Genomic DNA, 26,763 nt, shown 5'->3' on the forward strand with positions numbered 1-26,763 from the left:
CCCGATAATTCACCCAGCGAACGGGTCCGGCGCGATATTTGCACCGCACACCAGAACACCCACGCGTTCACCCTGTTCGGGTCGATACGCACCCGAGGTCAAGGCGGCCAATGCGGTCGCACCGGCAGGTTCTACCAGAATGCGATGCGTGCGCCAAAGCGCCTGTTGTGCCGCCGCGATGGCATCGTCTGACACCAGAACCGAACTCATACCCTGCGCCAGTTCAAAACAGATTTCGCCGATCCGCCGCGCGCCCAGCGCGTTTGCGGCGATGCCCGACACGGAAACATCAACCGGCTCACCAGCGCACAATGCTGCATTCAACGCACAGGACGTTTCCGGCTCGACCGCCACAACCTTGCGCGCGCCACCGAACCAGGCCAGCGCCCCGGCGATCAGCCCGCCGCCGCCAACAGCGACCAGTACCGTATCCGCCTGCAAGCCTTGGGCGTCCCATTCGGCAAAACAGGTTCCTTGCCCAGCCACCGTGGCCGGGGCGTCGTAAGCATGGATCTGCATTGCCCCCCTTGTTGCCTCATGCTCCTGCGCTGCGGTCAGCGCGTTCGCGTATTCACCGGAAACAACGCTCAGGTCGGCGCCGGTTTGCCGGATCAGTGCGATCTTGGACGGGCCTGCCAGTTCCGGCACAAATATCTTTGCAGGATAACCCAGCGTCTGCGCTGCATAAGCCGCCGCCGCACCATGATTGCCACCGGATGCGGCGACCAAGCCTGCGGGCGGCACATCCGAGCTGAGCAGCGTATTGAACGCACCCCGCGCCTTGAAACTGCCAGTATGCTGCATGTGCTCGAGTTTCAGCTCAACCGGATAGCCGGGAATGTTGCTTTCCATAACCGGGGTCACTTGCGCATATCCCGCGATGCGGTCCCGTGCCGCCGATATTTCACTTTTCCAATTCATTCTCGTCTTTCCGTGACTGGCACTCTGCCCGCGAACCCTATAGCTGTTTGTCAAACACGCAAGCAGGGATCAATCACCGATGAGAGAAGACCGTCACAGTCCGTTTCGCGATGCGCAGACCGACCGCTCGACCGCGAAAGAGGTTCCGGACACACCGCAAACACGCTCTCCGGCCTACCGTCTGGCTTTCGCGGATGACGAGTTTCTGTGCCGGGACGAGCTGCGCCCTGTACGCTTGCAGCTTGAGTTGCTGAAACCCGAAATGATCATGACCGAGCGTGAGATCGCGTCGACCATCGTAATGTTCGGCGGCGCCCGCATTCCCGAACCCTCGCAAAAGCACACCGCGCGGACAGAGACTCTGGCCAGCCTGTCGAAATATTATGATGAGGCGCGCGAGTTTGCCCGGCTGATGACCGTAAAATCAAAAGAAACCGGCTGCCGCGAGAATGTGATCGTCACTGGCGGCGGCCCCGGTGTGATGGAAGCTGGCAATCGCGGTGCACACGAAGCGGGCGGGTGCTCGATCGGGCTGAACATCGTGCTTCCGCACGAACAGGCGCCAAACAGTTTCGTGACGCCAGAGCTCAGCTTTAATTTCCACTATTTTGCGATCCGCAAAATGCACTTCCTGATGCGCGCCCGCGCCATCACCATCTTTCCCGGTGGGTTTGGGACGCTGGATGAACTGTTCGAATCCCTGACCCTGATCCAGACCGGCAGAATGGATCGCGTGCCATTCCTGCTGTTTGGCCGCGCGTTCTGGGAGAAGGTTATCAACTGGGACGCACTGGCGGATGCCGGTACGATCTCGGAGGAGGATTTGGACCTGTTCCGCTTTGTCGATACCGCGCAGGAGGCGGCCGAGATCATCGAGAACTGGGAACCCGCCCCGCCCCGCGACGAAATTCCGGGGCGCTGAGCGATGAAACCCCCAAAGACAGGCGAAATGCTCCACCTACGTGGCAACGCGTTGTCAAAAGGCGAACCCGTCGCCCTTCCACTGACGCAAAGCAGCATGTTCCATCTGCCGGGCATGCCGGACGGTCACCCGACCTATGGCCGTGTCGATAACCCCACCTGGGTACATCTTGAGCATGTTTTGTCCCATCTGGAAGACGCGCCTTGCCTCAGTTTTCCTTCAGGGATGGCCGCAATTTCTGCGGCTCTTTTTGCAACGGTGCAAGCCGGGTCGCGCCTTCTGATTCCTTCGGACGGGTACTATGTCACCCGTCTGCTGGCCGACCGGTTCCTTTCGCGTCTTGGCGTGACAGTTGAAGAACGCCCGACCACTGCGTTTGCCGCAGGTGGTTTTGACGGGTTTGACGTTGTGTTCGTCGAAAGCCCTTCGAACCCCGGTCTGGACATGATTGACCTGAAAGCCACAGCCGAACAGGTGCGGTCTGCTGGCGGGGTGACGATTGCCGACAATACGACGATGACGCCGTTGGGTCAGCGTCCGTTGGATTTGGACATCGACGTGGTCGTGTCGTCCGACACCAAAGCGATGGGCGGGCATTCCGACATGCTGATGGGCCATGTGGCCAGCCGCAACAGTGACATCATGGAACGGGTCGAGGAATGGCGGAAGGTCTCCGGCTCGATCCCCGGACCGCATGAGGCATGGTTGCTGCATCGCGGGTTGGAAACGCTGGATGTCCGGTTCGACCGGATGTGCAATTCGGCTCAGGTAATAGCAGAACGGTTGGCAGTTCACCCAGCGGTCAAACAGGTCCGCTATCCCGGGCTGGCCAATGATCCATCGCACGCACTGGCGCAGGCACAAACGGCACGGTTCGGATTTCTGCTATCCTTGACTTTGGAGAGCGAAGACAAGGCCGAAGCCTTCATCAACACCTGCCCGCTTTTGCGCCCCGCCACATCCTTCGGAGGTGTTCACAGCTCGGCCGAACGCCGCGCGCGATGGGGTGATATGGTCGACCCGGCCTTCATCCGCCTGTCCGTTGGATGCGAACCGGTGGACGAACTGTGGCAGGCGATCGAGGCCAGCCTGAACGCGCTGTGATTACTTCTTCGCGGCACGCAGGTCCTTGAAAACGTAGATCGGCAGCACCACGCTGGCGATCAGCGCCCCCAGCCAGACAAGCAGCGTCGCCGCCAGCAGGTTCGAGATACCACCAACGGTCAGCCCCGACGCGATGAGGTCGGTCACCAGCAGGCCCACAAATGTCACGACCAGGGCAATCCCGCCTTTCAATGCGGGCGCTTTCTTTTCGCCAAGCTTCAGTATCAAGGGCTCGGCGATCACCTGAACGACGGTGAAAACGATCACAACCACGATAAATGAGATCGGTTTGATCGCGAAACCGGACAGTATCAGCGAAGCCAGCAACAGCCCGATGGCATTGCCGGCCAGCAGGGCCAAAGCGGATTTGATTCTGCGCGACATGGGATGGCCTCCGTCAATCTACAATCAGAAATATGAAGATATTAGCAGGCTTCTGAGTTTTTTCGAGACAATTCAATCGCCTCTTCCTTTTGACCCGTTGAAAACACGTGGTAGAACACATTCATCAAGATCAGACCTGTCCCTGACCCGTGAGTGTGAGATGAGCGACGATCCCTATTCCGTCCTTGGCGTATCGAAAGACGCCAGTGCCGACGAAATCAAGAAAGCCTACAGGCGTATTGCCAAGGAGTGCCACCCGGACCTGAAACCCGGCGATGCCAAGGCCGAGGCCAAATTCAAGGCCGCAGCTGCAGCGTATGACATGCTGAAAGATCCTGAAACCCGCGCCCGTTACGACAATGGCGAAATCGACGCATCGGGTCAGGAACGCCCGCAACAACACTATTACCGGGACTATGCCGAGGCCGCTGGAAACCCCTATCGCGGGCGTCAGGCGGACCCGGACGACATGTCGGACATCTTTGCTGAATTCATGCGCGGCCGCGGTGGATTTGGCGGCCAGCAAAGGCATGAGTTTCATGCGCCGGGGCATAACCTGAACTATTCCCTTCAGATCAGCTTTCTGGATGCCGTGTTTGGCGCCAGCCAGAAACTGACGCTACCAGACGGCAACCGGATCGAGGTCAAGATCCCCGCCGGCATAACAGAAGGTCAGACCATCCGTCTGCGCGGCAAGGGTGCTCCGGGTTATGGCGAAGGCCCTCCGGGGGATGCGTTGGTGACCGTCACGGTCGCCAAACATCCGGTGTTTGACCGTCAGGGCGACGACATCCATATCACGCTGCCGATCAGCATCGATGAGGCCATTCTGGGCGGGAAAGTCGCCGCCCCCACCATCGATGGCGGTGTGAACGTCAATGTTCCGGCGGGCACAAGCAGCGGCAAAACCCTTCGCCTGCGCGGCAAGGGGGTGAAGAAACGCGGCTCGTCCCTGCGCGGAGACCAACTGATCGAATTGACTGTCTCGATGCCCGACAAGATCGATGATGATCTCAGGCAGTTCATGGAGACATGGCGCGAAACGCACCGCTACGATCCGCGGAAAGGAATGCCGTCATGACCCTGACCGAAAAGGAACTGATCGAAACCGTCTCGCGCCTGACCTCGGACCGCCTAACCGAGTATCTTGCGGCCGAAATCGTGATCCCTGAACAATCGGAGCAGGGGCTGGTCTATCACAGTATCGACGTTGCCCGGCTGGAACTGGCTTGCGAGTTGCACGAGCAATACGACATGGAGGCCGATGCGCTGTCGATGATGATCTCATTGATTGATCAGATGCATGGGCTGCGCGCTGAACTGCGTGAGGTTCTGAACGCAGTCGAGGCGCAACCCGAGCCGGTGCGCCAACAACTGATCGAGGTCATTGGCACAGCGCGGTTCCGTCGCAGATAACAGGGTTTTGGGCGCAATGATTTTGGCGTAGAAGGCCGCCTTGATCCTTTGTCAGGTAGCTTCCATGACCCAGCCCAGATCCGAATTGCTGATGCCTGCGGGCAATCTGCGCAAACTTAAGCTCGCCATCCTCTATGGGGCAGACGCCGTGTATCTGGGTACGCCGGATATGTCGCTGCGCACCAAGTCCGAGTTTTCGCTGGACGAGGTGATTGAAGGGGTCGAGTTCTGTCACAGCCATGGTCGGCGCGCCTACCTGACACTGAACTTGTTCTCGCATAACAAAGACATCCCGAAGCTGGACGAATACATCGACACGGTGCGCAAGGTGCAGCCCGACGGGTTGATCATCGCCGATCCAGGCGTGTTCCAATACGTCCGCGAGCGCGCGCCCGAACTGCCGCTGCATATCTCGACCCAGGCCAATATCTGTTCGTGGCTGTCGGTGAAGTTCTGGCAGGATCAGGGAGCCGAGCTGGTGGTTCTGGCGCGTGAGGTTTCCTATCCCGAACTGGTCGAGATCCGTGAGAAGTGCCCTGATATCAAGCTAGAATCCTTCGTGCACGGTGCTATGTGCATGACCTATTCGGGCCGTTGTCTGCTGTCGAATTTCATGGCCGAACGCGGGGCCAACCAGGGCAACTGCGCCAATTCCTGTCGCTGGAACTATGGTCTGAAAGTGCGCCTCAAGGATGGCACACATCAGGAGCTGCGTATCACCGAGGAAAACGCCGACCTGTTCGAATTCCTGCTGGAAGAAGGCTGCCGCCCCGGTGACCTGATGCCCATCGAAGAGGATGATCGCGGCTCGTACATCCTCAACTCACGCGACCTCTGCATCATGCCGAAGCTGGATGAGTACCTGAAAATCGGTGTCGACAGCCTCAAGGTCGAAGGGCGCGGCAAATCGGAATACTACGCCGCGATCGTCGCACGGGCCTATCGTATGGCGATAGATGACTATTTCGCGGACCCCGAAAACTGGGACCCCAAGCCTTACATGCGTGAGCTCGAAACCGTCGGGAATCGCGGCTATACGCTGGCCTTCCACGAAGGGCGGCTGACCAATTACGCCCATGATTACGAACACACCGCATCCATCGCGCAATGGGAATATGCCGGGATCGTCACCGAAGTGACCGAGGATGCCTTTCTGGTCGAGGTGAAGAACAAGCTGGAACCGGGTGATGTGCTGGATTTCGTCTCGCCAGTTGCGCGCGACACGGTTCTGCTGCGGGTTTATGATTTCGAACGCGCCCATGATGGCGCACGGCTGGACGTCGTGCATGGCAGCACAAAAACCATCATTCGGATGCCTTTCACCCTGTTTGATCACGAGGATATCGACGATCTGCGCGCCCGTTTTCCGGTCTACTCGGTGCTGCGCAAGGAACGCGCCCTGACCGACGAACACTGGAGCCGCATTCGCTTTGACAAGCTCGTGCAGGGATTGGAAACCTCCGGTCGAGACAATCCAACAGCTTATGCACGCCGTCGCGATGATCTGGTTGAAAAGATCGGCGCAGACGGTAACGAACGCCGGTTCAAGACAAACCGCATCGGTACGGAAGGATGCTGCGGCAAGGGCTGCAACGGATGCCTGATCTTCTGGCAGGATGACAAATACGCTTTGGCCCGCGAGGTACTGTCCAAACGGAAGCAAGGCGAGCAACTCAGCCGCCGCGAGGCGACAGAACTCAAGCTGCCGGGAGAACCGGCTTAGTTTCCCGCCCGATATTCTTCGGGAACAAAGAACGTATAGTCACGATCCGCCACTTGTTCGTGACAGACATGGCAATATGCAACTTCGCTGGCACGGGCGCCCATGGTATCGCCATACAAGGACCCGTCTGGCAGCACCATGATATAACGCCAGTCAGCGGTGTTCGGGCTGGTACCCTCTGGCAGTTTTTCCATTATGAACATGGCGCCGGGATGTATGTGACCTTCATCGGTCACCGTCATGCTGTCCTTGGCAAGCACCGATCCCATGGGAAGTTCTTCGCCTTGCTGCAATGTCCCGTAGTTATGGGCCATTCGGTTGGCATACGTGTTTACGTAACGCTGACCGTGTGTCGCGGAAATATATGGCGCGTCGTTGAAAAGCGGCCAGCTTTGATAGTTTAGAACCAGATCCAGTTGCGCCGCAGCATACCCCCGTGCCATGCGGCGGCGCAGTGAATGGTAGTGAGCCGCGGCTTCATCCTTGCTCAGCTCTGCCGGATTTTCGATCGCGATATGAGCGTTGTGGCCATCCGCCGTTGCCAGCCCTGCTGAAACCAGAAGTATCGCGCACGCAATGGCCTTGTGCTGGAGAATAATTCGAAGATACGAGTCCATTATTACGACCCACCTGAAAATCAGTTCGCCTAAGCGCCACGTGACGACAGTGTTCTTATTCTAGCGGCTCCGAGAACTCTTACCAGCTCAGGTCCCGGAATCTCACCGCCTTGTGCATCGATTTGAACCTGCATCCTGCGGCATTGAATCATTAAAATATAGCAAATTATGCATATTGAATCAGCATCTGAAACATTAAGTTTACAGGCACACTTCATGCGTGCAGGCGGTCATCTTGGACAATCAAAGCACGACCACCCGATCCATGATGAACCGGACAGGAAAACTACCGGGTTAAACCGGCTTCGGACTCAATCTGTTTGCGTGATTTGCGGGCACGTTCGGTTGCCGATTTCAACTGACCGCACGCCGCCATGATATCCTCGCCCCGTGTCTTGCGAATGGGAGAGGCGTAGCCTGCCTGATAGATGATGTTGGCAAAAGCGCGGATGCGGTTGTTCGAGCTGCGCTTGTACGGCGCGCCGGGCCATTCGTTAAACGGGATCAGGTTGATCTTGGCCGGAATTTTGTGACGCTTGATGTGGTCGATCAAACGATGGGCATCCGCGTCGCTGTCATTCACACCGTCCAGCATCACGTATTCGAACGTGATCCGCTCGGAGTTCGAGACATTGGGATAGCTGGCCAGCGCCTGCAACAACTCCTCGATATTCCAGCGTTTATTGATCGGAACCAGAACGTCGCGGGTTTCATCCGTGGTTGCATGGAACGAGATCGCCAGCAAACAGCCGATTTCCTCAGCCGTGCGCGCAATTTCGGGTACCACCCCGCTGGTTGACAGCGTAATGCGGCGGCGCGACAGGGAAATCCCCTCGGGGTCCATCGCGATCTTCATCGCATCGCGGACGTTTTCGAAATTGTATAGCGGCTCACCCATTCCCATCAGAACGATGTTCGACAGAAGGCGCGTTTCATCCTTTGGCGCACCGGGGGTCGGCCATTCGTCAAGATCGTCGCGCGCCATCATGATCTGCCCGACAATTTCGGCAGATGTTAAATTACGTACAAGCTTCTGGGTGCCGGTATGACAAAACGAACATGTCAACGTACATCCGACCTGAGACGATATGCACAGCGTACCGCGATCTTCTTCGGGGATGTAGACCACCTCGACCTCGTGCCCGCCCGCGATCCGGCACAGATATTTGCGGGTGCCGTCCTCGGATACCTGTCGGGTCACGACCTCGGGTATCTCGACCACAAAGTTTTCGGCCAGTTGCGCACGGTAGGCTTTGGCGAGATTCGTCATCTGGGAAAAATCGCGCACGCCCCATTGATAGATCCACTGCCAGATCTGACCGGTACGCATCTTTGCCTGCTTATCGGGCGTACCATGTTCGATCAGGACCTCGCGCAAACGGTCGCGGGTGAGACCGACAAGGTTCACCTTCCCCTCGGGCAATTTGCGAGGGAGGGTCATGACGTCTTGAGTGATCGGCGCTTTGGGCGACATTGTGGTACCTGCTGAGGCGTATCTTCAAGGATTCTGGCTTGGGATGCGCCTCTATATAGGAACCTGTGCAAAGATCAAAAGGAATCGTTTCAGTCAGTCTGCAAAACTCAACAGTTCTTCAACGCGTGCCCGCCCCAAATTCACCCGGCATGATGTGATTGCGATACCTGTACCCGATCCGCCACCAAACGACGCGCCGACGGCGGTGCAATGCGTATCGCGATAGGTTTCCCAGGCCTGTTGCGCCGCTATGAGGGCAGGTTCAGCCACTATCCGCCCGGTGACCTCGTCCAGCTCCTTGGCAGATTGTACCGCCAAATCAAAACTCACCTGCAGCGCGCGCGAGACCCGTGCTTCCATCTCTCCGACGCAGGATCCGATTTCGACTTGTGATCCGGCGTCGGAACATTCCAACGCCGGGTCGGCGGTTGCGGTGGCTGGCAAAAGCAGCGCGATCAAGATCAGACGCATGGCCGCCTCATTCATCCATTCAGCTGGGGTCAGGCCAGAGTAACATGTTTTGCCAGAAAGGTTTAGATGCCGGTTGGCCCCCTAAACCAACGGAAATGCAGTTCCGCGTCAGACACCCGCGGGTGGGATATAGCAATCTTCGGCATCCAGGGTCTTGACCGGATCGTTCGGTCCGCATTGTTCGCCGGTTACAGGATAAGTCTCGCCCTTGTTTTCGCAGGCACTCAGCAGCATGGCTGATATCATCATCAACGCGGCAAGAGATTTGTTCAGCATGGTGGCAACTCCTTGGTTTCTCTTGAACTGATTAGTTCGGAAATCGTCAGAACTCACATTGATACGGATCAAGTAAACGGGTTGATCCAGCGTAAAGTTGCATCTTGCGCTCTGGGGTGAGTAACAGTGCTGTTCCACGTTGTGATTGAGTTCTGCGGTGTTGAAGGTTCCCCATCTCAGAGGGTTTCAACATAGCTACGACGGAAGCGCTTGTGTGGCATACTGTTTGAATGCGGAGCGTACCGAAAGCGGCGCTCGGTGATACTGCATCCTGACAGGCACGAATAAGAAAAGGCTTACGCAGACCGGTCAACATCGCAGTCTTGGCCTTCAACTCGCCGCGCACAACGCGAGCGGATTGGGTTGATATGCGAACGATCAGTGACCGCAACGCGGACAAACCCGCCTTTTGCCGATGCTGCTTTTGCTGACGCAGAAAGCACTCGCGGGCGCGGAGGGATTTTCTCTGTGAAGCAGCAGGCGCCGTGAGAGCGGTCATTGAGCGGCACAAATTTGAGCGGATTCCGAAACGCACTTTCGCCGCGGCTGGAACCGGCAAACAAGACGCGGGACTTTGCGGCCTTCCGCATTTTTAATCCAAAGGACCGCAGTCAGCCCCGAAGCGGACCTTCGCAACCAAGCTTTGCTAACTCCGAAATACACAACGAAACGGCCAGTTGCAGAGGTTGTATCGGCGGTGGCAACCAACCATTCATGTCGTCGACTAACCTGTTCAACGTGGCACTACAACTTCTCCGAACTGATCCCACGAGGACCTAATCTTCGAAGCGTTCATTTGGCTCGACCACATTTACTTGCTTCGGAACTTGGTCGGTGTCATTCCGGTTTGACTTCGGAAAAAGCGAGTGAAATGGGACTTGTCAGAATAGCCTAGCATCAGACCAATCTCCGCAATTGTCATCTGGTCTTCTTTGAGGTGCTCCTTGGCGACATCGATACGCAGCCGTTTGATTTCGCGCGGTAACGTTGTGCCTTGTTTTTGAAGCGCTTTCAGGAACCGTTCCCGCTGTATTCCCAGAAACCCGGCCACCATCTCCGGCCCCAAATCGGATTCATCCAGTTTGCCGCGCAAGACAGAGCGCAAAGCTGCCACCACGGATACCTCTTGATCTTGGCGAGGCGAGGCTATGGGTTTGGCAGAGCCCTCAGAGACATGATGCAAAAACAACCATTCCACAGGAAAACTGATTTGCATTCCGGGATCGGTTCCAAGGCCAACCTCGATCCCTTTGTAGTTGAGAGGCAAACCATTGATGTATCTGCTTTCCCACCGCACGCGCGAAGGGTCCCAGGATTCGCCGACGACGGTCTGCAACAGGCGTACATAGATTGCAGCACCAAAACCTGTTACCTGAACGGGTGGGACAGTTGGTTCCTGTTGTCTATCGATACGATAAGTCGCTTTGTCCGCTTCAATGATAAGGCTGTGCCGCACAGAATTGGACTCCTGAGGTACGAGCCCAACAAAGCGGGTAAAAAACTCGAACAGACTCGTTGTCGATTGCAAGGCTTGAGCGAACGGAGGCCATCCTTGCAGGTCAAACGACTCCCCTACATTTAGTCCAAGGTATCGATCCCCTGACACTTCTGAGAAAGCATTTACCAAGCCGTAAACCAGCTCGGAGTGAACGAACACGGATGGGTTAGACAACAGTTCGGCTTTCAAGCCGACCTGATCCAATGCTGGTTGCGGATTGATCTTACGTTCGGTGAGATATTGCAGAAACGGAGCAGCTAAAGAGAGGCGAACAAAGCCCTCGCTATGCTCTCGGGAGGCGGAGTTGAAAGGCAAGCTCATAACCCTTGTTTGGATTAGTTTTAAGAAGTGGCCATTTTAATCATCATATTCGTACATCCTAATTAAAAAGGGGCAACCGCGTCGGTGAATTCCAGACTATAGTTGGCAAAACATGAATATGAAGGGGGTACTTATGTCCGGCTTACGAATGTCTCTTTGCTCGACGGCAATTGTCGCGGCAGTTTTTTCTTTTTCGACGACCGCGCAGGCTCAGGATCAAGAAGAACCACAAACGCTGTTTACCAACGTGCATATCTTCGACGGTGTGAATGAGCAACGCATTGAGAATGCCAGTGTTCTGGTTGAGGGCAACCTTATCAAGGTCGTCTCAACTGATGCGATCGATGCCCCCAATGCGGAGGTGATCGATGGCGGCGGTAGGACACTCACACCGGGCTTCATCGAGCTTCACGCACACCTCATGCTCATGGGACCGTCTATCGCTTCCATGGAAACGAACTCGACCTGGGAGGATTTTGGCATCCATGGAACCAGGATGGCCGAGATGTACCTGATGCAAGGATTTACGACTGTAAGAGATGCTGGCGGCGCCAACGGCGGTCTGCGGAGGGCCATCGACGCCGGACAGATCGTCGGTCCACGTCACTATGCGTCAGGCGCGTTCCTCGGGACACGCGGCGGCCACGCTGACTTCGCATCCTTCACCTCGCCGCCGGGCGGACAGACCAACTTCGGTAATCTGAACATGGCGCAACAAGTCAGCGGTGTCGATGATGTCTACCTGTATGGTCGTAATAACATGCGCATGGGGGCGACACAGCTGAAATTCATGCAGTCGGGTGGGGTGATCTCGGCGTTTGACCCATGGCAGTTGCTCGCCGGCTCCAAGGAAGAAATCGAAGCTGCCGTTCAGGTTGCCAACGAATACGGCACCTATGTCATGGCGCATTCTTACCGCAAGGAAGCAATCATGAACGCCCTTGAGGCCGGTGTAATGTCCATTGAACACGGCTTCTCCTTCGATTGCGAGATTGCCGAGATTATGAACGAGAAAGGGGCTTACATAACGACTAACCTCACGGCTTTTGATCCGGGTTTGTTGGATATCCCATCGGTCAAGAACGAGCCCAAGAGCCTCGCGAAAGCGATATCGGCGTCCGCGACTTTCGCGAACTACATTCCGAATATGAAGGAATGCCCGGTAAAACGCGGCTTTCAGACCGATTGCGTGGGATCAGTGGAAGCATGCAACATCCAGATTGCTTATGAAAAACATCTCAATAACGAGTTCTTCGGACCGTACCAGTCGATGGTGACACTTACGTCAATCGGCGGTGAGGTCGTAGCATTGTCAGGCGATTTCTCGAACCCTTACACATCTGGCAAGCTCGGTGTGATCGAGGAAGGCGCCTATGCGGATATCCTGCTGATCGACGGCAATCCGCTCGAAGATTTCTCGGTGGTTGGTACGGGTGATCAATGGTTTGGGGCCGACCCGAGGCCTGAAAGCCCAGAAACAATCCGCCTGATCATGAAGGACGGTGTGATCTACAAAAACACACTGGATTGACCAGATAAAGCAGCCGGAGAGCATTCATGCGAAATTGGTTTTGCTCCGCAGTATTCGCAGGGTTGGTTTTGTGCGGTTATGATGCTGCGGCGACGCCTGGAACCGCGTTGGACTGGGCAGACCTGCCAGATCCGTCTGCGCAGGTCTTTGATGACCCCTATCGTGATCTCAGCCCCGAACAGTTCGACGATGTTCTTTTCGTTGTGCGTATACGCGGCAGGTTGCAGCAGGATGGTGGTAGTGAAGACGAGCGGCAAAAGTGGCAAATGCTTCTGACCGAGACTGAGGATGCTTTGGCAGCTGATGGAATTGATGTCGACTGGCTACTCGATCAGCGAGAGGTCGTGACGGAACGGCGAAGAAAGGCTGGCACGAACGGAAATCCGGAATTCGACGGTCAAACAATCACACTGACGGGCTTTGCCATTCCTGCTCCGAATGATCCGGACGGGAGGCCTGTCGCGTATTTGGTGCCCGAACGAGGGATGTGCAGTCATATGCCTCCACCTCCGCCCAACCAGATGATCCGTGTGCGGTTGAACGGGGACTGGGCGCCCCGCTATTTCCATGAACCCGTTCGGCTGACGGGCATGCTGACTATCGATCCTTCTGTTCAGAATATGATGGTTGTGGATGGTCTCATGCCTATGAATGCGACTTTCCAGCTAGAGACAGAACGTGTCGAAACTCTGGAAACCGAGGCAGACAGGTTGGAATGGAAGCAGCGTGCTGCTGATCGCATCCGCGCGGCGGGAAATCGCAAGACCGGTGGGGCACAGGCGTCAAAATGATAAGACTTCTGGTTGCCGCATTGAGCATTGCATTTGCTGGCGCCGCGTCGGCTCAGGGACTATCCGGTCCATCTTCGGTCGAAGCTGATCTAGAGCCCGGAGATGGCCTGACCGACCCACAATACCGTTCCAATTTTCCACGCAACATCGCGCCGGGTTGGTTTCAGTGGAAAGACCGACTGGCTGAGGGTGGTTTTCGGTTCAACATTGACTACCTGGCATTGGGCCAAACCACGGATGCTGATCTGGGAACCGGCGAAGCATCCAGCGGAATTGCGCGGTTCTACGGCAGTTGGCAGGCAACTGAACGGGGGTCTCTGACATTCAAGATCGAAGACAGGCACAGTTATACTGACGTTGCTCCGCAATTTCTCGGGCTGGATGGCGGAGCCCTTTCAATCACGGGAACAGCCTTCAATGACAACGGTTTGCTTCTGACCAATTTGTTCTGGACCCAAAGGGCTGAGAATGGGTCGTGGGCGCTGCAAGTCGGCCAGATTGATGTAACGGACTTTGTGGATATCTACGGGTTGGTAAGCCCCTACAGTGGTTTTCAAAACCTGTCTTTCAATACCAACCCGACAATCAACACGCCCAACCAAGGCCTTGGTATTGCCGGTGGGGTAAAGCTGAGCGAGAACCTCTACGCCGTTGCCAGCGTATCAGACGCAAACGCCGACCCGTCCGATCCAAACTTTGATGTGTTTAGCGACGGCAATCTCTTCAAGTCGCTCGAACTTGGGTACACGTCCGGCTTTGATCGCATCTACTTCGACAATATCCATCTGACCCTCTGGCATGCGGATGCGGCTGACGATGGCAGTCGAGCAGAAGATTACGGCGCAGCGTTTTCCGCCGCATGGTTTGTTGACAATAAATGGATGCCGTTCTTCCGTGCAGGGGCCTCGAAGGGAACCGCAGCGCTTTATGAACGGTCGATTTCTGCCGGTCTCGGTTACTATGGTCGCAACACCGATTTGGCCGGTCTGGGCCTAAACTGGGCCGAAGCAAGAGGCATAGATGGCGATCAGTTCACGCTTGAAGCTTTCTACCGCTTTTCAATCTCACCCGGACTGCAGATCACGCCATCGGTACAATTCATTTCCGACCCGCTTCTAAATCCCGATCAGGACCGGATTACCCTGTTCGGTCTAAGAACCCGGATCGTTTTCTAATGCGGGGTGAAGGCAGTCACTAAGGGGTGTGCCAAAGGGCAACTAAGAGAGATCAAGCGCGTGCCGGAATTTTCAACGCCGGTCGAATGAAGTTGGGAAGCAAAGGAACAATCTATGAAGATTGCATACGGAATTCTTGCAGCCTTAGCAGTTGTGTTTTTCATCCTTGGAGGCAGCGATGCCCATGCCAAAGACAACAAGGGTAAAAAGCCGAACAAGGGGGGCAAGAACGGTGATGTCAGCATTCAGATAGAAGACAAACCCGGCAAAGGCCCAAAAGCTGTACCACCTGGACAGATCAAGCGCTACACGCGCGGTGCCAAGCTCCCATCTGACCTGGAGTTCGAGGATATTGGGGACCTTTCCAAATGGAAGCTTGGGGAGCCGGGCAAAGGAAACCGCTACATTCTGGTCGATGACGAAGTCCTCGAAGTTACAAATGACCTGTCTACCGTGGTCGATGCCGTCGGCATCGTCGGTGATCTTCTAAATTAGGCGAAAGTACGATGTTTCAGGGCAAGAACTACCTCGTTTGCCCTGACGCTGGCCGGGGCGATCATTTGTGAACCCCGGCCCAAGTTCAAAACCCGAATCCGAGGCGCTACGATGATAAAGGCCCTTCTTGTACTTTTTGCGCTTGCTACCTTTTCGTCAGCACGCGCCCTACTCGCTCAGGAAAACGGTGCAACTGAAGTCCCGCAAACAATACGCTTTGAGGGCTATGTATAGCCCAGTCGCTGTCCGCCATCAGCACCCATGGAACAGACTAGGTTGATTGCGTAGCGGGAACGGCTAATCACTTCGAGAACTTCTCGTGTCGCAGACTCGCGTTCAAGCCGGGTCTGAATTTCGTGAAATTGACGCACGTTCTCAATTGCGATCACGGCTTGCTCAGCAAACGTCTGAGCGAGCGACACCTCTGACGGATTGAAAGGACTGATCTCTCGCCGAAACAGAGTTAAACATCCTATTCCGGCGCCGTCCTTGATTAATGGAGCAAAAAGTACACTTCGGATGTTTGAAGTATCGACCATGGAACGGACAATAGGACTGCCATTTTTGTAAAGTTCGCTTGTTCCCATATCGTCGAATGCAACAAGACGACCATCAATGATTGATCGCGCCGCGTAGGACAAGTCTCTGTCCATACGCATCTGCCCACTCTCAAACAAATCGACTGCTGCTTGGAACATACCATTGTGAGCGGCCAGCGTCTGCGCGTTGTCATCTGCAGTACCCAAAACCAGCCCCGCAAACGGCGCATTGCAGAGCTTGCAAGCGTGGTCGAGGATCGCATCAAAGACAGGTTTTTCGTCTTCACGGCTCTGGCTGATGACTTCAAGAATGCTCCGTGTAGCCGCCTCTCTTTGTTGTCCGCGCGCGAGATCACTCAGCAGACTTTCTCGATCTAATCCCCCTCGCGAGCCCCGCGCGCCCATCTCAACCACCTCTTTACGCTTGTCGAATTTAACCATGTAGGACTTCGCATGCCAAACAAATGCACCAACGCTGCCAATCAACGACGGGTCCAAATGCGAATGAGCATTTGTCCAGGATCTGCCAGTTCGACCCTACCAACTAAAATGAGAGTCTCCATTCAACATCGCGCGCCAGGATGAGCGCTTCCAGCGTGGGCTTGATCCACACCGAAATTATGCAAATGGCGGGCGACGATCTGTGCCGTGCGCGTTTCGGTAAAGCCAATTTCCGGATGAGCATGCAGGTCCTGTAAAATCGCGGTCAAATCTTCGGCAGTGTCTGCAATGGTGAGAAGAACATTCAAGCCAAAATCTCTTTTATATGCGCTTCTGTTGCCGAATGAGCCTGGGCAAGGATGGCGGATTACCATTTTTGGCTGGGAGGCCAGTTCTTAGGTGGTTCTTTGCCAATCGAGTTTAAGTATTGAGTGCTCCCCATCCAGACCCTTTAGCGGAATTGTCATCGGGTCGCGAAAAAGAAACTCATTCGACCCGCCAACCATAATCCGCGTGGCGTCTGACACACAGATATCACTTGGCGCAGCAAGCGACGCGATGCGAGCGGCTTTGTTTACCACTGTTCCGAAGTGATCGGCGTCAGAGGTAATCACTTCGCCGGTATGCAAACCAATTCGAACTTGCAGTTTCGGTTCGGCAGTTTCAGCTGCGTTGGCGCGCTGAATATTCTGAGCCGCTAACAGGGCGGCCCTCGCAGACCCGAAAGTAGACATTACACCATCACCAAGCGATTTCACCAATTGCCCACCGCTATCGACGATATGGGTCTCGACCAGCTTTAGGTGCCTGCGCACAGAATCGGTCCAGAGTGTGTCCCCTATCGTTTCAGCGATCGTCGTGCTGTCGGCGATATCTGTGAACATGACAGTCGCAATACCGCTTTGACCAAGTTCGTATGGGGTGGACAGGGCGGCATCGAGAAGTTCCTCAAAACCTTTTGCCTCGTACCCGAAGCCTTCAACGTTGTTGACGGGAATTGAGTTGTGAACATGCACGATTTTCCAGGAACCCTTGTCAAGTTTCAAAATGACGGTGGAGCGCAATTGCGCGGATTGTCCCGTTTCAATCGCGTCGATGGTTGCCTTCCATTCCACCCAGCCAAGAGATCCGCATTCAAAACCACGCAGTTCATCCGGGCGCCACTGAAACCGTGGAACCTCCTGAATATACTGCGCCATGCCACGACGTAGCGCATCATCCCGCCACGCCTCATCCTCGTCAGAGCCAAAATAGGACAACGCTGGATCGTCAGAGAAAAGATGTGCGACCGTTTCGCCGTCGCCGCGACCGTACGCTTTGATCCAACGTTCCACTATGGCGGCAAGTTCTGGCGAAGGGCATATCCGGTCTGTCATCAAGTGAATGATAGCAACTACAGCGTCTTGCGCATAGCACTCTAAAAATAGAGAACCGGTGAAAACCAAATGCAGCAGCAGCGCGGAAAGCCGCGGCTAGCGCAACAGATAACCCATGGTATCAAAGCACTCAGAATTTTCGACGTCACGCAAAGATCACTTTCGAGATAACTGCATCTGGCGGCTTTTTCCGTGTTTTGTCTATTCATGCTGCGGTCTGCACGAAGTTCCCAATTCTCAACCCTTAGGCCGAATGAGATGTCCTCCATCTTCCCATGCAGACAAGCCCGCGCGAGCAACTTGTTCTCCGTTGGTCTCCTGAACGAAGTGACCTGCGTCTGGCAACATCAGAGGTGGGCGGACTACGCCCAATATTTCGTGCATGCGTTTCATCAGCCTCGGCGGGATCAGAACATCTGCTTCTCCTATCGCCATGAAGCTGTCGCCCGACCAGTCAGTTTTCCACCATGCCGCTGCACGTCGCGACACATCAACGCCCTCCATGTCGGGTTCGGTCATTACCAGCGACGGGAACTTCCGCACGCCGCCCCGATAACGCGCGTCCGGGAAAGGGGCGGCGTAAGCGGCCGCAACTTCATCACTCATGCCGGGCACGTATTTTTGAAACAATGCGGCCACGTCATAGTCCGGTTGAGTTCGGTGGAATTCCCTCCAGGCATCGAATCCTTCGCTGCTACCGCCACCCAAGCCAAGAATTGTGTTCATAACCAATAGCCGATTGAAGCGATCAGGCATGTCTGGTGGAATGGTAAGACCAAGAAGCCCACCCCAATCCTGTACAACGAGTGTAATTCCTTTGAGATCGAGCGTTTCAATCAACTCGATCAAGCTCTGTCGGTGAAATGTGAAAGTGTAGCAATTGTCTTGGATAGGTTTGTCAGACCGGCCGAAACCGAACAGGTCAGGAACGACAACTCGGGCGCCAGTCTCGAGAAAGACCGGGATCATATGCCGATACAAAAAACTCCATGAAGGCTGCCCATGAAGGCACAAGAACACCCGCTCTGCATCCTGCGGACCTTCGTCTATTCTTGCCATCCGCAGGCCTTCATACCCGGCCAACTGATCTTCGTACTGAGGATGCCAGGCGAAATCAGGCAGGTTTAGAAAACGATCGTCTGGCGTACGTACTGCGTCAATAGGTGACAATCCTGTTCCCTGCATTTCTGTTTCTGTTGGCTAAAATTGCATCTTTCAGCGTAATCTCACAAGCTGACATGGCAATTCACGAATGAATGGCAACTTCGTCCACGACCTGCTCGTTGCCTTCGAAATCTTCGCCGCGCGCAGCACAGATGGCCGGTTTGACCACTGCCATGCATCGAAGAAGTTTATGCACATGCCGAATCTTTCTCGCTGCGTGCGTGCGCAGCGAGAAAATCGAATTCACAGAATGGGCTCAATCCTGCCATTTGAGGGCGGATTGAGCAATCGCAGCATGGACTGACCCACTTGACGGAAGTCCACATAAGAAAAGCCCCGCCAAAGACGGGACCATTTGCTTAGGCCGGGGTGCTTATTTGGTGCAGCGCTTTTCGGCGTCTTCGATTGCTGCGGTGAAGCCCAGCAACGAGAAAGTGTCCTTGGTTTGTGTGCCGCGTTCGGACCGGGCAGTCAGAACAGCCTCGGTTCCGCGTTTCAGCGCGGTGACGATCTTGGCGTCATCTGCATCTGATGCGGGCCAGGCCCACTCACCTTCGGTGAACAGTTCAAACTCGGACCCGTCGACATTCAGGTTCACCGTCGATCCAGGAGCAAACGGGTAGCCGCCGGTAAAGGTCACTTGTCCTTTGACCTCGGCATTGGGGCGATAGAACACAAACAACAGGATGTCGCTGCGCCGAACGGATACGACACGCCCGCCCCGGGTGTTCACGGTTTCCTTGGGGGCCGAAACGCTCCAGCATTCGGTGGGATCATCTTCGACAAAAACGCTCCAGTCCGTTTTTGCAGCAACCCGGTTTGTGCTTGTCGCCTGTTGGGCGAGTGCAGACGTTGCGGCGATGCCTGCCACACACAGGCCCGCAATCGTACGAACGAGCATTGATCCCATTTGTCCAGCCTCCTAGCTCGACCGATACCTCAAATCCATCGGACATGGCTGCGAACCCTTCCGGCCCGTCTATTCCGTTGCGCATTCCGATGATTGCCGACATACACACACTAACGCAGGTTTCGCCACAGGCGAAAGGGCGATTGGCAGATTTTTGCGCATAAATTTCGGAGGTCCTGATGACGCAGCCCGTAGCAATGACAGAACTGTGGCGCGGCAAGTTGCTGGAAAGCCTACATCTGGGCCACGCGGTCATCTGCGACGACACCGGCCAGATCGTGCGCAGCTGGGGCGACCCGCAAGCGGTTATCTATCCGCGCTCATCCGCCAAGATGATTCAGGCGCTTCCGCTGGTCACGTCAGGAGCCGCGGCAAAATACGGATTGAACAGCGAACATCTTGCGCTGGCCTGCGCGTCACACAACGGGGCCGCGATCCATACCGACCGCGTGACGGCGTGGCTTGATCATCTGGGGCTGAGCGAGCACGACTTGCGCTGCGGGCCACAGGAGCCAGCGGACACCGCAGCGCGGGATCGGCTGATCCTGGCGGATGACACCCCGTGCCAGATCCACAACAACTGTTCCGGCAAGCATTGTGGTTTCCTGACACTGGGTCAGCATTTGGGCGCAGGGCCGGAATATCTGGAAATCGATCACCCGGTGCAGCAGGCCTGCCTGTCTGCCATCGAAGAGACGTCAGGCGAAACCAGCCCCGGTTACGGTATTGACGGCTGTTCCGCCCCGAATTTCGCCGTGTCGCTGGCCGGGCTGGCCCGGTCGATGGCGTGGTTCGCAAGCGCCTCGGATCGGTCCGACCGTTCCAGCGAGGCGGCGGTTCAGTTGGTGGCAGCCATGGTGAAACATCCGGAACTGGTTGCCGGTGAGACCCGTGCCTGCACCGAACTGATGCGCGCCATGAACGGGCGCGTCGCCATCAAGACCGGGGCCGAGGCGGTGTTTGTGGCCATCATCCCGGAAAAACGCATGGGCGTTGCGCTGAAGATCACCGATGGCACCACACGGGCCAGCGAATGCGCCATCGCCGCTATTCTGGTGAGCCTAGGTGTGCTGGAGGCCGATCACCCGGCCACCCGCAAATTCATGAACGCCACACAATACAGCCGCCGGGGGCTGGAATGCGGCGTGATCAAACCTGCGCCGGGTTTCCCCGGCTAAGGCCCCTACATCTCGATCTCGTGCACCTCGGCCACCTCGACCGAGCCCGAGCCATTGACGACCATCGGACAGCCCTTGGCCATCTCGGTCGCGGCTTCGATGCTGTCGGCCTTGATCACGGTAAAGCCCGAGGCCGGGTTTGCGCCGCCATTGTCGACAACCCCGCTGCTGCTGACCGTATAGGACTGTCCGACCGGGTTGCCGGGGATCTCTAACGCTTCGGCCATACCCTGAAACCATGCGCCCCAAGCGGCCATGGTCGCCTCAATCTCGGCGGGGTCGGTCGGGGTGTGTCCCCCGTGATAAACAAACAAATACTGGGGCATATCGCTCCTCCCTGATGAAACCTTATTTGCACTTCGCTTCGAGTTTGCGCAGCGAAGACGTCCAGCCCTGATTGTGGTTCGCGGCTGCTTCGGCATCGGCCAGTTCGCGGTGGTCCAAAACCAAGCGTGACCCTGTGCCCGTCGCTGTGACTGTGAAGGAAACGTGGCTTTCGGCCCCGCGCTGATCCTGATCGTCATGCCAGCCCCAGGTAAACCCCACCGAGTTTGGCGGGTCGACATGCGTGACGTGGCCCGAGACCTTGTATTGCTGGCCCTCGCTGTTTTCCATGACCGAATACCACGGGCCGGTGCGCGAGAAATCCAGATTATGCTCGGGGACATGCATCCCTTCGGGCCCCCACCATTGCAACAACCGGCTGCCGTCGCTGATCCATGCAAACAGATCCTCTGGGCTGACGGGGAAGTCCCGTTCCAGTTTCAGGTCGGCCATGAATTCTCCCTTTCGATGATATCACTGAGGCGATCGAGGCTGCTTTCCCAGAATTGCCGTTTGGAGATCGTCCAGTCGGCAATCATCCGCAGCCCGTCGGACCGGATGGAGTACATCCGTTGGGTGCCCCGCACGCGCTGCTGCACCAACCCTGCCTCGCGCAACACTTTCAGATGGCGCGAAATCGCAGCACCGGACATTCCGCGCCCTTCGATCAGGTCACCGGCGGGCAGTTCGCCCTGCTCCATCAGCTGCTCGACAATCGAGAACCGGGTGGCATCGGACAAAGCGGAAAAGGTGGTCAGAAGCGTGCTCATGACCTCTATTTAACACAAATGTTAAATAATGAAAAGCCCTGTCAGGATTCGACAAAATCCGCGCGACTGTACCCTTGCAGGTAAAGCAGTGCCGTCAGGTCGCCGTGATTCACCCGCACGTCGCATTTCGCAGCCACCGACGGTTTGGCATGAAGGGCAACGCCGGTTCCGGCCCGCCCCAGCATGCCCAGATCATTGGCCCCGTCGCCCACGGCGATCACGTCATTTTCGGACAACCCAAGACGCGTGGAAATCTGCTCAAGCGCCTCGATCTTGGCTTGCCGCCCCAATATGGGACGCGCCACATCGCCCGTCAGTTTGCCATCTGCGGCCAGCAGAGTGTTGGCGCGGTTTTCATCGAACCCCAGCAGCTCTGCCACCCGCGCGGTGAAGGCGGTAAAGCCACCTGACACCAGCGCAGCATAGGCTCCGTTGGCCCGCATCGTTGCCAGCAACGCCTGTCCGCCGGGCGTCAAGGTGATCCGTTCGCGCAGGACTTTGCCAATGACGCTTTCATCCAGATCCTTCAGCAGACCAACCCGTTCGATCAGAGCACCTTCGAAATCCAGCTCTCCGTTCATGGCGCGGGCGGTGATGTCCTTGACCCTTTCGCCGACGCCAGCCTCATCCGCCAGTTCGTCAATGCATTCCTGCTGGATCATGGTGCTGTCCATATCGGCCAACAGCATCTTTTTGCGCCGCCCAGCCGCAGGCTGTACAATCAGGTCCACGCCCATGCCCTGCAAGTCTGCCCAAACGTCCCAGCGATTGGCGGGCATGTCGCGCAGGTCAAACTCGACCGCCTCGTCCGGGCTGAGCCACAGGACATCCCCACCGCCCCACGCGTTGCGCAACGATTCCGGCAAGGCGCGGTCCAGTGAGGGTGCAGCCGGGTTGGTCAGCAAAGTGGCGACGTACATATTCCAATCTCCAGTGTCATACCCATGCGGAACGGTCAGGGCGTCAATGGTGTTCGACCTTGTTCGGTCAGTTCCCAGCAATTCTGTCCCTCGAATACGGCGACGCCCGTCGGGCGTCCGTACCCGGCCCCCGTGTCCAGATTGATCCGGTTGCCATAATGCGTCGCCTGATCCACAGGCGTGTGTCCATGAACGATCAGTTTGGGATGCGGGCCTTGGTAGTCGTGGAAGTCCTGTCTGATCCAGATCAGATCACTTGCCTGCTGTTCATTCAGCGGCACACCCGGACGGATACCCGCATGAACAAAGGCAATCTCGGGCGTCTGATGCATCGCCACCAGATCGCGCAGAAAGGTCAGGTGCGATTTCGGCACGGCTGCCTGTGCCATCCGGTGCAGGTTTTCAAGGCGGATCTGACCTTCGAATTCCACCCCATAGCTGCGCAGGGTTTCGACCCCGCCCAACCTGTCATGCAGCCAGTGGTATCCCACCAACAAATGCGGATCGTGGCGCGGCGTGTCCTCCATGAACCAGGCAAACATGCGGTCGTGATTGCCCAGCAGAGTGATCCAGTTCCGACCCGCATCACGCCCGGCAATCAGGCGTTCGATCAGCCCGCGACTGTCAGGGCCGCGGTCAACGTAGTCACCCAGAAACACGATCTGAGCATCGGGGCCGCCGTCGCTTTGGATCAGGGACAGCGCGCGCTCCAGCTCAGCCACCTGCCCGTGCAGATCACCAATAACATAGATTGGCTGCGTCATAGACGGCCTCCGGCGATAAAGTTCAGCTTGCTTGTGCCTCAGATCATGGTTTGAGAGAACAAAGGACCCGGATATTCGCATAACCGGGTCCTGAACTGTTCCTCAAACTCAACAGCCCCGATCAGGCGACGTCGAATTCCAGTGGCTTGATCTGTGTGAACAGGCCTGTTTCGGCAAGCTTCGCCCGCGCTTCGGCCGGGACCGGTTCGTCGACATAGAGCAATGCAATCGCTTCGCCTCCGGCCTCAGCGCGGCCGAGGGTAAAGTTGGCGATATTGACGTTGCTCTCACCCATGGTCTGACCCAGCGTGCCGATGATGCCTGGCACGTCTTCGTTGGTGGTGTACAGCATATGAGCGCCGACCTCGGCATCGATGTTGATGCCCTTGATCTGGATAAAGCGCGGCTTGCCATCGCTGAACACCGTGCCAGCGATCGACCGTTCACGCTTGTCCGTTACGACCGTGACTTTGATGTAGCCATCAAAAACACCCGACTTATCCTGATTGGTGGTCGAGATTTTGATCCCGCGCTCTTTCGCGACCACAGGGGCCGAGACCATGTTCACCTCGGGGTTGAACTTTTTCATGATCCCCGCGACCACCGAACAGTTCAGCGCGGCCAGGTTCATTTCAGCGGCCACACCGTCATAGAGGATGTTGATCGCCTTGACCGGCTCGTCCGTCATCTGGCCGATGAAGCTGCCCAGATGACCTGCCAGCTTGATCCACGGCCCCATCAGCTTGGCTTCTTCCGCGGTCACGCTGGGCATGTTCAGCGCGTTCTCGACCGCGCCTGTCAGCAGGTAGTTCGAAATCTGTTCAGCCACCTGCAAGGCCACGTTCTCCTGCGCCTCGGTCGTCGCCGCGCCCAGATGGGGCGTGCAGACCACGTTGGGCAGGTTGAACAATGCGTTGTCCTTGGCGGGTTCCTCGCTGAACACGTCAAAGGCCGCTCCGGCAACATGGCCGGATTGCAGCATCTCGGCCAGCGCCACTTCATCGACCAGACCGCCACGGGCACAGTTGATGATCCGTACACCCTTTTTGGTTTTGGCCAGATTCTCGCGGCTCAGGATGTTGCGAGTCTGATCCGTCAGCGGCACATGCAGGGTGATGAAATCGGCACGCGCCAGCAGTTCATCCAGCTCGACCTTTTCGACGCCCATCTTAGAGGCTTTCTCTTCGCCCAGATAAGGATCATAGGCGATGACTTTCATCTTCAGGCCCAACGCGCGTTCGCACACGATGCCACCAATGTTGCCGGCACCGATCACGCCCAGTGTCTTGTTGGTCAGCTCGATCCCCATGAACTTGGACTTTTCCCACTTGCCCGCATGGGTCGAGGTGCTGGCCTCGGGGATCTGCCGCGCCACGGCGAACATCATCGCGATGGCGTGTTCGGCGGTGGTGATCATGTTGCCGAAGGGCGTGTTCATCACGATCACACCTTTTTTCGAGGCCGCCTCTTTGTCGACATTGTCGGTGCCGATCCCGGCGCGGCCGATGACCTTCAGCCTGTCGGCTTTTTCCAGAAGGGTCGGTGTGACCTTGGTGGCCGAACGGATGGCAAGACCGTCATATTGACCGATCACCTCGGCCAGCTTGTCCTTGTCTTTGCCCAGCTCGGGCATGAAATCCACGTCGATGCCACGGTCGCGGAAAATCTGCACTGCGGTTTCGCTGAGCTTGTCGGATACCAGTACTTTGGGAGCCATTTTGCTTGGTCCTTTGAATTCTTCAGGGGGATAGCGGGCTGACGCCCGCCCTATAACGGTGATGGGGTAGGCCGGGCTTCAGCCCGGCACATGAAACTCAGGCAGCCTGCGCCTGCGCTTTGATCTCGGTCGCAAAGGCCCAGGCCAGCCAGGGCAGCATCGCCTCGATATCCGAGGTTTCAACCGTACCGCCGCACCAGATGCGCAGACCTGCTGGCGCGTCGCGATAGGCGCCGATATCCAGCGCGATATTCTCGGTCTCAAGCCGCTTGGCGACTGCCTTGGCAAAGGCTGCACCGTCCTGAATACGGGCATCGGTGAACTTCAGGCAGACGGATGTGTTCGAACGCGTCGCCTCATCCTCGGCCAGATTGGCAATCCAGCCATTCTGGTCGCAGAACGCGTGTACCGCACCCGCATTGGCATCCGCCCGCGCAATCAGCCCCTGCAATCCGCCCACCGAGCGGGCCCAGTCCAGCGCAAACAGATAATCCTCAACCGCCAGCATTGACGGTGTGTTGATCGTTGCCCCGGTAAAGATGCCCTCGATCAGCTTGCCACCCTTGGTCAGGCGGAAAATCTTGGGCAGCGGCCATGCGGGGGTATAGCTTTCCAGCCGTTCAACAGCACGCGGGCTGAGGATCAGCATCCCGTGGGCTGCTTCGCCGCCCAGCACTTTCTGCCAACTGAAGGTCGTTACATCCAGCTTGTCCCAGGGCAGATCCATCGCAAAGGCCGCCGAGGTTGCATCGCAGATCGTCAGGCCCTGGCGATCATCCGCAATCCAGTCGCCATTGGGCACCCGAACACCCGAGGTGGTGCCGTTCCACGTAAAGACCACGTCATTTGCGAAATCAACCGAAGCCAGATCAACGATCTGCCCGTAATCCGCGGTTTTCACCTCGGCGTCGATTTTCAACTGCTTGACCACATCGGTCACCCAGCCGGACCCAAAGCTTTCCCAGGCCAGCATCTCGACCTTGCGCGCACCCAGCAAAGACCACAGCGCCATTTCAACCGCGCCAGTGTCCGAGGCGGGAACGATGCCAACGCGGTAATCCGCCGGAATGCCCAGAATCTCGCGCGTGCCTTCGATGGCCGCCTTCAGCTTGTCCTTGCCGACAGCGGCGCGGTGCGACCGGCCCAATGCGGCATCGGCCAGTTTTGTCAGGTCAAATGTGGGGGGTTTGGCACAGGGGCCCGAAGAAAAGCGCGGATTGGCCGGCCGCGTCGCCGGTTGTTCGATCGTCATGTGTATTACCCTTCCAGATACACGCCCCTCGTTGGGGAGGGGTGTCCCACGGACAGACCTAGGGGGCCTTCGCACCTGCAGCAAGCGGAAAAGACGCTTTACCGGGTAAAAACGACATCTGAAACGGGCACAAATCAGAACACGCGTTTCCGATTGGCGAAAAACCCCGCCGATGTTTCGGCGGGGTTTGTCTGTGTTACTCTGCGGCGTCTTCGTATGCGTCCATTGGTGGGCATGTGCAGACGAGGTTTCGGTCGCCGTATGCGTTGTCGACGCGGTTGACGGGGGA

The 26,763-nt window shown here is 56.7% G+C and carries 29 protein-coding genes; 10 read left to right on the plus strand and 19 right to left on the minus strand.

Annotated elements, in window-relative coordinates:
- Positions 1-9: 9 nt before the first annotated feature.
- Positions 10-921, minus strand: a complete 912-nt coding sequence (locus ACR0AD_RS17275; protein WP_480488549.1) for a threonine/serine dehydratase — start codon at positions 919-921, stop codon at positions 10-12.
- A gap of 79 nt (positions 922-1,000) precedes the next feature.
- Between ACR0AD_RS17275 and ACR0AD_RS17280 the strand changes: the two genes are divergently transcribed.
- Both ACR0AD_RS17280 and ACR0AD_RS17285 read left to right on the plus strand, forming a co-directional pair.
- Positions 1,001-1,843 carry an LOG family protein gene (locus ACR0AD_RS17280; RefSeq protein ID WP_480484157.1) on the plus strand — a complete coding sequence of 281 codons (843 nt, stop codon included), beginning with the start codon at positions 1,001-1,003 and terminating at the stop codon, positions 1,841-1,843.
- 3 nt (positions 1,844-1,846) lie between these two features.
- Positions 1,847-2,947, plus strand: coding sequence for a cystathionine gamma-lyase (locus ACR0AD_RS17285; protein ID WP_480484158.1), 1,101 nt, complete (start codon positions 1,847-1,849; stop codon positions 2,945-2,947).
- Here ACR0AD_RS17285 and ACR0AD_RS17290 read toward each other — a convergent pair whose 3' ends face one another.
- Positions 2,948-3,331: a hypothetical protein gene (locus ACR0AD_RS17290; protein WP_267363718.1), complete on the minus strand. Its 384-nt coding sequence runs from the start codon at positions 3,329-3,331 to the stop codon at positions 2,948-2,950.
- Between the two features lie 160 nt (positions 3,332-3,491).
- On the opposite strand from ACR0AD_RS17290, the gene ACR0AD_RS17295 reads away from it, so the two are divergent.
- The 3 genes from ACR0AD_RS17295 (at position 3,492) to ACR0AD_RS17305 (ending at position 6,470) form a co-directional block, all read left to right on the plus strand.
- Positions 3,492-4,412, plus strand: coding sequence for a DnaJ C-terminal domain-containing protein (locus tag ACR0AD_RS17295; protein WP_480488548.1), 921 nt, complete (start codon positions 3,492-3,494; stop codon positions 4,410-4,412).
- On the plus strand, positions 4,409-4,747 hold the full coding sequence (locus ACR0AD_RS17300; protein WP_480484160.1) for a hypothetical protein: 339 nt from the start codon (positions 4,409-4,411) through the stop codon (positions 4,745-4,747). The genes ACR0AD_RS17295 and ACR0AD_RS17300 overlap by 4 nt, the downstream gene beginning before the upstream one ends.
- 64 nt (positions 4,748-4,811) lie before the next feature.
- Entirely contained in the window at positions 4,812-6,470 is a 1,659-nt protein-coding gene (locus tag ACR0AD_RS17305) for a U32 family peptidase (protein WP_480488546.1), read from the plus strand.
- Here ACR0AD_RS17305 and ACR0AD_RS17310 read toward each other — a convergent pair.
- The 5 genes from ACR0AD_RS17310 to ACR0AD_RS17330 all read right to left on the minus strand — a co-directional run bounded on the left by ACR0AD_RS17310 (position 6,467) and on the right by ACR0AD_RS17330 (position 11,127).
- On the minus strand, positions 6,467-7,087 hold the full coding sequence (locus tag ACR0AD_RS17310; RefSeq protein ID WP_209598388.1) for a cytochrome P460 family protein: 621 nt from the start codon (positions 7,085-7,087) through the stop codon (positions 6,467-6,469). The genes ACR0AD_RS17305 and ACR0AD_RS17310 overlap by 4 nt on opposite strands.
- Before the next feature lie 286 nt (positions 7,088-7,373).
- Complete coding sequence (gene rlmN, locus ACR0AD_RS17315) at positions 7,374-8,561, minus strand: dual-specificity RNA methyltransferase RlmN (RefSeq protein WP_480488544.1); 1,188 nt, start codon at positions 8,559-8,561, stop codon at positions 7,374-7,376.
- Between the two features lie 93 nt (positions 8,562-8,654).
- Positions 8,655-9,032 (minus strand): lysozyme inhibitor LprI family protein, encoded by a 378-nt coding sequence (locus tag ACR0AD_RS17320; RefSeq protein WP_480484164.1) that lies wholly within the window; start codon positions 9,030-9,032, stop codon positions 8,655-8,657.
- A gap of 108 nt (positions 9,033-9,140) precedes the next feature.
- The gene (locus ACR0AD_RS17325; RefSeq protein WP_480488542.1) at positions 9,141-9,308 is read right to left on the minus strand and encodes a hypothetical protein; all 168 of its coding nucleotides are present in this window, start codon (positions 9,306-9,308) and stop codon (positions 9,141-9,143) included.
- 811 nt (positions 9,309-10,119) lie between these two features.
- Entirely contained in the window at positions 10,120-11,127 is a 1,008-nt protein-coding gene (locus ACR0AD_RS17330; protein ID WP_480488540.1) for an AraC family transcriptional regulator, read from the minus strand.
- 112 nt (positions 11,128-11,239) lie between these two features.
- Here ACR0AD_RS17330 and ACR0AD_RS17335 point away from each other — a divergent pair, with 112 nt between their 5' ends.
- From ACR0AD_RS17335 to ACR0AD_RS17350, 4 genes are all read left to right on the plus strand, one after another.
- A complete protein-coding gene (locus tag ACR0AD_RS17335) occupies positions 11,240-12,658 on the plus strand; it encodes an amidohydrolase family protein (protein WP_480488539.1) in 1,419 nt (472 codons plus the stop codon).
- 26 nt (positions 12,659-12,684) lie between these two features.
- Positions 12,685-13,449, plus strand: coding sequence for a DUF3299 domain-containing protein (locus ACR0AD_RS17340; protein ID WP_480488537.1), 765 nt, complete (start codon positions 12,685-12,687; stop codon positions 13,447-13,449).
- The gene (locus ACR0AD_RS17345; protein ID WP_480488535.1) at positions 13,446-14,624 is read left to right on the plus strand and encodes a carbohydrate porin; all 1,179 of its coding nucleotides are present in this window, start codon (positions 13,446-13,448) and stop codon (positions 14,622-14,624) included. The genes ACR0AD_RS17340 and ACR0AD_RS17345 overlap by 4 nt, the downstream gene beginning before the upstream one ends.
- A 114-nt stretch (positions 14,625-14,738) precedes the next feature.
- A complete protein-coding gene (locus tag ACR0AD_RS17350; RefSeq protein WP_170337130.1) occupies positions 14,739-15,119 on the plus strand; it encodes a hypothetical protein in 381 nt (126 codons plus the stop codon).
- Positions 15,120-15,343: 224 nt separating this feature from the next.
- On the opposite strand, the gene ACR0AD_RS17355 is transcribed toward ACR0AD_RS17350, so the two are convergent.
- The 5 genes from ACR0AD_RS17355 to ACR0AD_RS17375 all read right to left on the minus strand — a co-directional run bounded on the left by ACR0AD_RS17355 (position 15,344) and on the right by ACR0AD_RS17375 (position 19,549).
- Entirely contained in the window at positions 15,344-16,099 is a 756-nt protein-coding gene (locus ACR0AD_RS17355) for a GAF domain-containing protein (RefSeq protein WP_480488533.1), read from the minus strand.
- Positions 16,100-16,221: 122 nt separating this feature from the next.
- Positions 16,222-16,407: a hypothetical protein gene (locus ACR0AD_RS17360; protein WP_480484411.1), complete on the minus strand. Its 186-nt coding sequence runs from the start codon at positions 16,405-16,407 to the stop codon at positions 16,222-16,224.
- Between the two features lie 87 nt (positions 16,408-16,494).
- Positions 16,495-17,544, minus strand: a complete 1,050-nt coding sequence (locus ACR0AD_RS17365; protein WP_480484410.1) for a nuclear transport factor 2 family protein — start codon at positions 17,542-17,544, stop codon at positions 16,495-16,497.
- A gap of 168 nt (positions 17,545-17,712) precedes the next feature.
- Positions 17,713-18,660: a haloalkane dehalogenase gene (locus tag ACR0AD_RS17370; protein ID WP_480488532.1), complete on the minus strand. Its 948-nt coding sequence runs from the start codon at positions 18,658-18,660 to the stop codon at positions 17,713-17,715.
- Positions 18,661-19,012: 352 nt separating this feature from the next.
- Positions 19,013-19,549 carry an invasion associated locus B family protein gene (locus ACR0AD_RS17375; RefSeq protein ID WP_209505046.1) on the minus strand — a complete coding sequence of 179 codons (537 nt, stop codon included), beginning with the start codon at positions 19,547-19,549 and terminating at the stop codon, positions 19,013-19,015.
- Between the two features lie 179 nt (positions 19,550-19,728).
- On the opposite strand from ACR0AD_RS17375, the gene ACR0AD_RS17380 reads away from it, so the two are divergent.
- Positions 19,729-20,727 carry an asparaginase gene (locus tag ACR0AD_RS17380; protein WP_480488530.1) on the plus strand — a complete coding sequence of 333 codons (999 nt, stop codon included), beginning with the start codon at positions 19,729-19,731 and terminating at the stop codon, positions 20,725-20,727.
- 5 nt (positions 20,728-20,732) lie between these two features.
- On the opposite strand, the gene ACR0AD_RS17385 is transcribed toward ACR0AD_RS17380, so the two are convergent.
- The 7 genes from ACR0AD_RS17385 to ACR0AD_RS17415 form a co-directional block, all read right to left on the minus strand.
- Positions 20,733-21,053, minus strand: a complete 321-nt coding sequence (locus ACR0AD_RS17385) for a YciI family protein (RefSeq protein WP_267364302.1) — start codon at positions 21,051-21,053, stop codon at positions 20,733-20,735.
- A gap of 22 nt (positions 21,054-21,075) precedes the next feature.
- A complete protein-coding gene (locus ACR0AD_RS17390) occupies positions 21,076-21,504 on the minus strand; it encodes an SRPBCC family protein (RefSeq protein WP_480474207.1) in 429 nt (142 codons plus the stop codon).
- Positions 21,492-21,821 (minus strand): ArsR/SmtB family transcription factor, encoded by a 330-nt coding sequence (locus ACR0AD_RS17395; RefSeq protein ID WP_171638620.1) that lies wholly within the window; start codon positions 21,819-21,821, stop codon positions 21,492-21,494. Before ACR0AD_RS17395 ends, ACR0AD_RS17390 begins: the two co-directional genes overlap by 13 nt.
- Before the next feature lie 41 nt (positions 21,822-21,862).
- Complete coding sequence (gene serB / locus ACR0AD_RS17400; RefSeq protein WP_480488529.1) at positions 21,863-22,741, minus strand: phosphoserine phosphatase SerB; 879 nt, start codon at positions 22,739-22,741, stop codon at positions 21,863-21,865.
- A 35-nt stretch (positions 22,742-22,776) separates the two neighbouring features.
- Positions 22,777-23,505: a metallophosphoesterase family protein gene (locus ACR0AD_RS17405; RefSeq protein WP_209505052.1), complete on the minus strand. Its 729-nt coding sequence runs from the start codon at positions 23,503-23,505 to the stop codon at positions 22,777-22,779.
- Between the two features lie 121 nt (positions 23,506-23,626).
- Positions 23,627-25,222: a phosphoglycerate dehydrogenase gene (gene serA, locus ACR0AD_RS17410; RefSeq protein ID WP_480488527.1), complete on the minus strand. Its 1,596-nt coding sequence runs from the start codon at positions 25,220-25,222 to the stop codon at positions 23,627-23,629.
- A gap of 97 nt (positions 25,223-25,319) precedes the next feature.
- Positions 25,320-26,474 carry a phosphoserine transaminase gene (locus ACR0AD_RS17415; protein WP_480488526.1) on the minus strand — a complete coding sequence of 385 codons (1,155 nt, stop codon included), beginning with the start codon at positions 26,472-26,474 and terminating at the stop codon, positions 25,320-25,322.
- Positions 26,475-26,763: the final 289 nt, after the last annotated feature.

This window comes from Ruegeria sp. BH8, from assembly GCF_056538065.1.